General features: G+C 50.8%; 1 rRNA gene. It reads left to right on the top strand.

Features of this window, described 5'->3' with window-relative positions:
• Positions 1-244, top strand: a 23S ribosomal RNA gene (locus GCN74_RS29760); the annotation flags it as partial.

Raw genomic sequence — 244 nt, forward strand, 5'->3', positions numbered from 1 at the left:
GAAACATCTAAGTAGCTGCAGGAAAAGAAATCAACCGAGATTCCCAAAGTAGCGGCGAGCGAAATGGGAAGAGCCTGTACGTGATAGTCGGACCGATAACAGAATCCTCTGGAAAGTGGAGCCATAGTGGGTGATAGCCCCGTATGTGAAATCGGACCGGTGGTACTAAGCGTACGACAAGTAGGGCGGGACACGTGACATCCTGTCTGAATATGGGGGGACCATCCTCCAAGGCTAAATACTC

The sequence above is a fragment of the Janthinobacterium sp. FT14W genome (assembly GCF_009208755.1).
Taxonomy (GTDB): Bacteria; Pseudomonadota; Gammaproteobacteria; order Burkholderiales; family Burkholderiaceae_D; genus Janthinobacterium; species Janthinobacterium violaceinigrum.